The sequence below is a fragment of the Chlamydia suis genome, assembly GCF_900169085.1.
GTDB classification, from domain to species: domain Bacteria; phylum Chlamydiota; class Chlamydiia; order Chlamydiales; family Chlamydiaceae; genus Chlamydia; species Chlamydia suis.
On sequence record NZ_LT821324.1, the window covers coordinates 1 to 7,494 of the forward strand.

Genomic DNA, 7,494 nt, shown 5'->3' on the forward strand with positions numbered 1-7,494 from the left:
CTCTCTCGTAAAAACGAATCCCTAAAGTATATATATATATAATAGATATATATATAGAGCTGACCGGGATCAGCTCTTTTTCTTATAGACTTCGAACAACTGTTGTAAAAGATTTTCGTTGTATGGAGATAAAGGAGTTCCAGAGCAAACGATTCGAAGTGTCTCTAAGAGCGAATCAGATAACTTTCGATTTTTCTCTAAATCCGACTCCTGGAATTCTCGTCCTTCTTTACTTCTAGACGAAGGAAGGAGTTTATCCATAACTCGTATAGCCGACGCATTTGACATTCCACAAACTTTCCCTATAACAGAGACTTTTGTATCTAAGTCTCCCTTTCTAGCTGCCAAAATGTACGCAGATTTATATGGAATTGATTGAAACTCTTTTTGCAAAGTTTGACTTGGAAGACTTATGAAGAGCTCATAATAAGCTAACGCGTTGTAAGCGGACGACTTAGTTCTAAAAACCAAGTCTATCCAAGAAGAAAACGTTGTCGAAGAGAAACAGCTCTTACTTAGTATCTTCCTTGCATTATAGATTTTTTCTCCTAAAAGAAGCACATGCTGTTTCTGAATTGCTTTTATCTGACTGGTTAAAAGTTTAACTGATAGGACATCTTCTTGGTACGATTCCTCGTCAGACAAAGCTTGATCATCGGATAAAAAAAGCCGATCCAAACTCTGGCTTTCTTCCGAATTCAAAGCTATTGAAAACATCTCTATCGAAGGAACTTTCTTCTTAAATTCTTGCGAAGCAGATGTCTGATTTTTCTTAAAAAAGACGTTAGCTTCTTTTTCAAGTTTATTCACAGTGTCCTCTGGGAAAAGTCTTGTTTGTGTTCGAAGTGCAAAAGATTTGCTATTTCATATGTTAAGCTTAGAATGTCTGCTGCGGCTCTGGAATGTGGATACACGTTAGCTACAGAGTCTTCTTTAAGAAGAGAGCGGCTTAAGGATACGTCTCGTCGTATTTTTGTTGAAAAAGTCTTGTTTTCGTAGATAGACTCGATGATGTTTATGTATGTCCGGTTTGTTGAATTTCGGTCATCCCAGAAGGACAATATTATTCCAAGAATATGGTCGTCATCTTGTTTTCCTATAGAGATTAAAAACTCTCGAATTTTCTGTAGTCCAAGAATAGAAAATGGTTCGGGAGTTAAACACGCTATCAATCTATCTCCTGCAATAAACGCCTCTTTCGTTAATCCCCCAAGACTAGGAGGAGTGTCTATTATGCAGACATCGTAAAAAGAAGCGCAAAACTCATCTAAAAACAGTTTTAAATTATTTTTGGGGATGATTGACGTTGATGATAACCTAAATTGCTCAGACAAAAACGAGGAAGGAATTATGTCTACACCAGGTTTTTTTGTTTTGCAAACAATTGATTTTAAACCACTTGAGGCGTAAACTATATTGTGAAGGCCTTTTTTGTCATTTGTGACTCCGACCCCCAATCCAGAAGAAAGATTGGATTGGGGGTCGAGGTCGACCAGAAGCACTTTTTTCCCTAAGAACTGAGCTAGATTGCATCCCACGTTTAGGGAGAGAGTTGTTTTACCTGTCCCCCCTTTAAAAGAGCAAAAAACTAAGGTTTGCAAATCGACTCCAACGTTAGAGTTAAAAACCTATTCCGCCTTAGAAAACATATCTTTTCTAGACAGGATGAGCATAATCAAAGCCTTTTTTAGCTTTAAACTGTTATCCTCTAATTTTTCAAGAACAGGAGAATCTGGGAATAATCCTAAAGAGTTTTCTATTTGTTGTAGCAAGCTCAAAATTAGTGAGACACTTTTATGATAGAGTTCTAAGGGAGAATTTAAAAAAGTAACTCGCTCTTTGTTTACTCGTATTTTCAGATCTAATTCAGGGAAGTCTTTCTCTACATCTCTAACAATTTTAATAAAATCGTTTCTCAGTTTTCTTTTGTTTTGCATAACAAACCCCGTAATTAGAACTGTTTCCTCTAAATATAAAACCGATAAGAAAAATCCAATAAAATTATTTAAGCGTTTGTTTGAGGTATCACCTCCAAAAAAGAAATATTAGAAGTATTTGTTATTCCGAGAATATCGTTCCCATTGGATAGAGCATTAACCCATACAACACCGCTCTCTAGACCTCCTACACGGAGAGAGTATGTTGCTGGTGTTAATCCAGAATTAGTAACACAGGCTTTTAAACTACATAAATTGGGGACTCCAGAAGAGTATCCGTAACTAATCGCGCAGGGCTGAGAGTCTCCTTCTTTTACTAGCGCTAGTACAACGCCACCTTCCATTCTTGATGCAATGATATCCGCCGAAACTAGAAACATGCTTCCAGAGCTTCTAGGAGTTACCGTGAATTTACCTATTTCTGTTCCTCCTACAAGAGTCATGATGTTGCTAGGCGTGAATAAACCATTACATTGTATTTTCTCTGTGATTCTAAAGTTGTTGAAGGCTTTCAATAATCCTAAAGAAGGGTCTGATGTGATTTTATCTAAAATCTCTTGAGCTGCGCCATCTACGATAGATCCTGTAATTCCATCGAAAATTTGGTCGCCAAGCTTATCTAAAATAGTTTGGTAAGCTTTTTCAGCATCTAACCCGATATTTACTGAGGCATTGTTTTGCTGAGAGTTTGTTATAGTCAAAGAAATGCCTTCAGAGGCAGTTATTGTTGCTGCGACAGGAGTCGTCTTTGTTCCAAGTATTATCTGTTGGTCTGTAAGAGGTTCTGTCATTTGCCCGACTTTAATATTGTCTGCAAATACACAGTTGCTAGTATTATGCAAATAAAAACCAGAATTTCCCATTTTAAAACTCTTTTTATTTTGAGCTTTAAATAAACTGGCTTTTTTGTTTCAAGCTTGTATTAATTGTGCTCGGTTTGTTCTATTTGTTCCATTTGCTCTTTTGATTGTTTTGTTATTTCTTCGAAACGTTCTTTGTTTAAATAAAGAATTTCTTTTCTGGAAAGTTTGGATGAATCCATAAATTCTATTTGCTTTCTCCTAGAAAGCCACCCCAATTGAATTGCTATTTCTATACATCTATCAACAGCTAATTCAATTTTTTTCCAGTTTCTTGTGATAATGTATCGATTCATCCTTAGAATATAAGCAAGACTTTTGACGCTAACGTTCAAAAACATGTTTTCTGGCCAAGAATTGTCTCTGGTTATTTTTCTTTTCTTTTTAGCTGCAGCGGTAATTATCCAGTCGATAAACGTGTAGGCATATTTCGATGCGTTTGGAAATCGCATTTTGATTTCTTGATATACATTGGCAGGCTTAACAACAAAATAAGAGTCTATTTGGTCTACCAAAATGGGACAAGGTTCTACAACGAACCCCTTATGTTTTCTGGTTGATGGCGAATTAAATGGGGTTAAATAGATATCATCATTTTCTTCATCTGTTAATCCTTCCCACCCTTCATAGATTCTAATAATAGGAGAAAGAGTTTGGTAGCGATCAACTATTTGTGATCCATTATTCCATCTAGTTCTTGTTGCCACTATCAAAAAAGGTTGGTGTCCTAAATGGTATAGAGCTTCTAACGCGGTTTCGGCTTCTTTACCACTAAATTCATACTTGTTTCTGGACGTCTTGTATCGCTTAACGCCATAGGCTTCTAAAAACTCTGTTTTTGTAAATTTAATTCTAGGAATCCATCCTTCGAATTGGAAGCTATTCGATTCTCTTGATAAAACAACGCCTTTTGTATTTCCTTTATAGTTTGTTGCCGTAAGCAATCTTTGAATAGCCGCTAGTGCATGGTAATGAGAAGAAAGAAAATCAAGCCCAATAACTTCAACTAATCCGTTCTTAGATAGCTCTGGAGATATCTTAATCGAGCGCCCCGGTCTTCTACCAAATTTCTGATTCTCCAAATGGATAGGACTTCTAATGAAGTGACAATTGCTGTAATTTACCATATTTTCTTGATAGCAGAGAACTTACTTATTTTTGGATCGAACTGTAACACTACGGAGAAAACCGATCCGTGTCTATTTTTCCCTACAGTTATTTCGCAAGTAGAAGAGGATTCTTTTCTATTAATAAACAAAATTACATCTGCATCTTGTTCTATCTGACCACTGTCTCTTAAATCTGACAGCAAAGGCACCTTATTTGCTCGGTCTTCAATTTTTCTGGACAGTTGGGATAAACAAACTATAGGAATATTTAACTCTGAAGCCAACCCCCTTAAAGTTCTGGAAATATCAGCGATTTCATTTTGGCGATTTTCTCCTGTAGACGAATTAATAAGCTGTAGGTAATCGATAAATATAACGTCAACACGATCTTCTCTTCTTAATAAACGAATTTGATTCACTATCAAATTGAGCTTATATTGGTTATCGCTACATATATAGAAGTGTGATTCTCTTACAGTCTCTCCAGCTTCTTCCACACAAAAAAGCTCCTCTTGGGATAAATCGCCTCTTTGTAATTTTTCACCAGATATTCCTGTTAAATTGGCTATGATTCTTTCAACAATTTGTCCCGAACTCATTTCTAGAGACAAAAAGCCAACCCGACGCTGTTGATGGATAGCGATGTTTATAGCCAAATCTATAGCTAAAGCTGTTTTTCCTATAGAAGGCCTAGCAGCTATTATCACAAAGTTTCCGTTTGCTAAGACAACTCCTTTACTATCAATATCTTGATATCCGGTTGGTAATCCGTCATAAAAAGCATCTTGTTTTTCTGAAAAAGCCGTTCTCCTTTTTTTTATACGAGCTAACACGCCTGTTTCGGCTTGAGAAAAAATATCATAAATAGATCGGCCTCTAGCACTACGAATAGAAAAAGTCTTTGCAATCGTCTTATCCAAACGATCTTTTATGCGATCTAACAGTAAAAACGGAGATCTTCTTAAAGGGTTTTCGTTATATTCGTTGAACGAATGAAAAATGAAATTGCTTAAATTTTCTTCGGCACTACATACGCTTAGATCATCAAGAAGCACCGTATGCGAAACACTTCTAAGTTTCTCTTCAAACAAGGCATCGTGCAGCATTAACCCAAGATAAGACTTATCTATATCTTTAATGTGCCGTCTTAGAAGTTCTTCCCAGGTAGAATCGATACTTATTGGTAACGAGTTGTCTTTTAAGTACTTAAAAACTCTGAAAATATTCTTGTGATGAGAGCACTTAAATTCGTAATTAGCTAGTTGTCTCAGCACATACTCGGTGCAATCCTCAAATACCAAAGCTTTTCCTAACAACGCATACTCGATATCTTGCATGCGGCGTACTATTTCAGACTCTGTTTTCATGTTTTTCTAAAAAAATACAGTGCGTGCTATCCTAATAACATCCTGATTATTTCACTAATCAGGACAGTTGTGGATAGGTTATATCACGAGGGATTTCGTGGGTAAAGGGATTTTATCTTTGCAGCAAGAAATGTCGTTAGAACATTGCGAAAAGTCCTATCAGGAAGTTTTAAAAATTCGACAAGAATCCTATTGGAAACGCATGAGAAGCTTCTCTTTATTCGAGATTATCATGCATTGGACCGCATCATTAAATAAACACACTTGCAGATCTTATCGAGGAGCTTTTTTGTCTTTAGAGAAGATCGGATTATTGTCCTTAGATATGAATCTACAAGAATTTTCTCTTTTGAACCACAACCTGATATTAGACGCGATAAAAAAAATTCCCTCATCAAAAGCGTCTTGGACAGAAGGAACCAAACAAGTTCGTGCGGCCAGCTATATTTCTTTGACTAGATTTTTAAATAGAATGACTCAAGGGATTGTTACTATCGCACAGCCCTCTAAACAAGAAAACAGCCGAACATTCTTTAAAACTAGAGAAATTGTAAAAACAAACGCGATGAACCAATCTCAAACAGTTTCGTTTTTAAATGAGTTAAAAAAAATCAACACTAGAGATTGGCTAATTGCTCAAACCATGCTACAAGGAGGCAAGCGATCCTCTGAAGTCTTAAGCTTGGAGATTAATCAGATATGTTTTCAACAAGCCACCATCTCTTTCTCCCAGCTTAAGAACCGTCAGACAGAAAAGAGGATTATTATAACTTATCCTCAGAAGTTCATGCACTCTTTAAGAGAGTACATTGGGCTACGAAGAGGTTTGGTCTTCGTAACTAGCTCTGGAAAAATGGTGGGGTTAAGGCAAATCGCCCGCACGTTCTCTCAAGCAGGACTGCAAGCATCGATCCCATTTAAGATAACCCCGCACGTGCTTAGAGCAACCGCCGTGACAGAGTACAAGCGCCTAGGGTGTTCAGACTCTGACATCATGAAGGTCACAGGACACGCAACCGCAAAGATGATATTTGCGTACGATAAATCCTCCAGAGAAGACAACGCTTCAAAGAAGATGGCTCTAATATAGTCTACAAAGGTTTTTTCACGCAACAAAAACGCATATAATTTTAATTATATCACAGCATGTTCGGCAAACATAAAATAGAACTTCCCCCAGAACATGCATAAGAACATAAGCTTTGCCTTGAAGAAAGACAGGAAACTCGCATAATTTCTTCGTCTCTCAACCCTATTTGCTTCAAATAAATCAACGCACTAGCTCTAAGAACTCTTGGAGTAATTTTTGTTGTCATTGCACTCCGAAGCGCTGCAATTTTAAAATTATGCGCAACTTGACTTGTTGTTGTTGGAGATCCATCTTCAGAAATAAATACAAAGCCGTTTCTCTTGCCGACATACTCTTTCAACTCTTCTATCAAGCTAAAAGGAAATGTAATCAAGACATTAACTTCTTTGTTTTGTCTTTTTTTAATGCGAAAAGCAATTTGGTTAGACGCGAAAAAAATATCCTCTTTACGCAAAGACAAAATCTCGTCCAGTTTCCTAACGCCTTGCACAATTAGCTTCCCAATCAGATAATCTCTGTAATTCACCAAACGAAGCGCATCAAAAAATATAGTCCACTCCCTTTTAGAAATAGAGACTGTTTTGACTTTATCTCTAATTTTAAAAAATGTGGTGTTTCCGAACTCTTTAGAAGGAATGGCAGGCTTAATATATCCTTTGGTTAATCTGCATAAAAACTTGGTGAACGATATATAACAGGCTGCTCTAGCCTGTTTAGAGGCTTCAGAAAAAACCTTTCCGTTAAATGCGGTGGTAGACTTGATCTTAAACAAAGATTCGTTGTGGTCAAAAGAGATGGCTTTTTCCAGCGTTTCCGTTAGGTCAAATATCTCTAAAGAAACTAAAAACTTGATTCCGGATGCGTAATTTTTTCTAGTTAAAGGAGATAGTGTTGACAGCCAAATTTCCGCAGCATCTCCAAAAGTTAAGAATAACCGGCTTCTGTGGCAAACTCTTGAATCCATTTTTTCTTAAACAAAGCAATTCCAAATCGGAGCCACAAGAGTTTAATTTTTTTCTTAACAAAAGTCTATCTTGACCAGGTCTACCACCGAAAGTTGCAAAGTCTACCACCGAAAGTTGCAAAGTCTACCACCGAAAGTTGCAAAGTCTACCACCGAAAGTTGCAAAA

The 7,494-nt window shown here is 36.9% G+C and carries 8 protein-coding genes; 1 reads left to right on the forward strand and 7 read right to left on the reverse strand.

The window, feature by feature from the left end; all coding sequences use genetic code 11:
• Nucleotides 1–69 precede the first annotated feature (69 nt).
• From B6E89_RS04830 to B6E89_RS04855, 6 genes are all read right to left on the reverse strand, one after another.
• A complete protein-coding gene (locus B6E89_RS04830; protein WP_080133275.1) occupies nucleotides 70–810 on the reverse strand; it encodes a CT583 family protein in 741 nt (246 codons plus the stop codon).
• Nucleotides 807–1,601: a ParA family protein gene (locus B6E89_RS04835; protein WP_080133276.1), complete on the reverse strand. Its 795-nt coding sequence runs from the start codon at nucleotides 1,599–1,601 to the stop codon at nucleotides 807–809. Before B6E89_RS04835 ends, B6E89_RS04830 begins: the two co-directional genes overlap by 4 nt.
• 27 nt (nucleotides 1,602–1,628) lie before the next feature.
• Nucleotides 1,629–1,937 carry a hypothetical protein gene (locus B6E89_RS04840; RefSeq protein ID WP_035405408.1) on the reverse strand — a complete coding sequence of 103 codons (309 nt, stop codon included), beginning with the start codon at nucleotides 1,935–1,937 and terminating at the stop codon, nucleotides 1,629–1,631.
• Between the two features lie 68 nt (nucleotides 1,938–2,005).
• Complete coding sequence (gene pgp3 / locus B6E89_RS04845) at nucleotides 2,006–2,800, reverse strand: virulence factor Pgp3 (RefSeq protein WP_035405410.1); 795 nt, start codon at nucleotides 2,798–2,800, stop codon at nucleotides 2,006–2,008.
• 59 nt (nucleotides 2,801–2,859) lie between these two features.
• On the reverse strand, nucleotides 2,860–3,924 hold the full coding sequence (locus tag B6E89_RS04850; protein ID WP_080133277.1) for a virulence factor: 1,065 nt from the start codon (nucleotides 3,922–3,924) through the stop codon (nucleotides 2,860–2,862).
• Nucleotides 3,918–5,273, reverse strand: coding sequence for a replicative DNA helicase (locus tag B6E89_RS04855; RefSeq protein ID WP_080133278.1), 1,356 nt, complete (start codon nucleotides 5,271–5,273; stop codon nucleotides 3,918–3,920). The genes B6E89_RS04850 and B6E89_RS04855 overlap by 7 nt, the downstream gene beginning before the upstream one ends.
• A 97-nt stretch (nucleotides 5,274–5,370) precedes the next feature.
• On the opposite strand from B6E89_RS04855, the gene B6E89_RS04860 reads away from it, so the two are divergent.
• Nucleotides 5,371–6,363, forward strand: coding sequence for a site-specific integrase (locus tag B6E89_RS04860; protein ID WP_080133279.1), 993 nt, complete (start codon nucleotides 5,371–5,373; stop codon nucleotides 6,361–6,363).
• Between the two features lie 49 nt (nucleotides 6,364–6,412).
• Here B6E89_RS04860 and B6E89_RS04865 read toward each other — a convergent pair whose 3' ends face one another.
• Entirely contained in the window at nucleotides 6,413–7,327 is a 915-nt protein-coding gene (locus B6E89_RS04865; RefSeq protein WP_080133280.1) for a site-specific integrase, read from the reverse strand.
• Nucleotides 7,328–7,494 lie beyond the last annotated feature (167 nt).

Bases quoted from the DNA above. Each gene is read 5' to 3' on its own strand.
- B6E89_RS04840 (WP_035405408.1), bottom strand. From the start codon at position 1,937: ATGCAAAACAAAAGAAAACTGAGAAACGATTTTATTAAAATTGTTAGA.
- pgp3 (WP_035405410.1), bottom strand. From the start codon at position 2,800: ATGGGAAATTCTGGTTTTTATTTGCATAATACTAGCAACTGTGTATTT.
- B6E89_RS04850 (WP_080133277.1), bottom strand. From the start codon at position 3,924: ATGGTAAATTACAGCAATTGTCACTTCATTAGAAGTCCTATCCATTTG.
- B6E89_RS04855 (WP_080133278.1), bottom strand. From the start codon at position 5,273: ATGAAAACAGAGTCTGAAATAGTACGCCGCATGCAAGATATCGAGTAT.
- B6E89_RS04865 (WP_080133280.1), bottom strand. From the start codon at position 7,327: ATGGATTCAAGAGTTTGCCACAGAAGCCGGTTATTCTTAACTTTTGGA.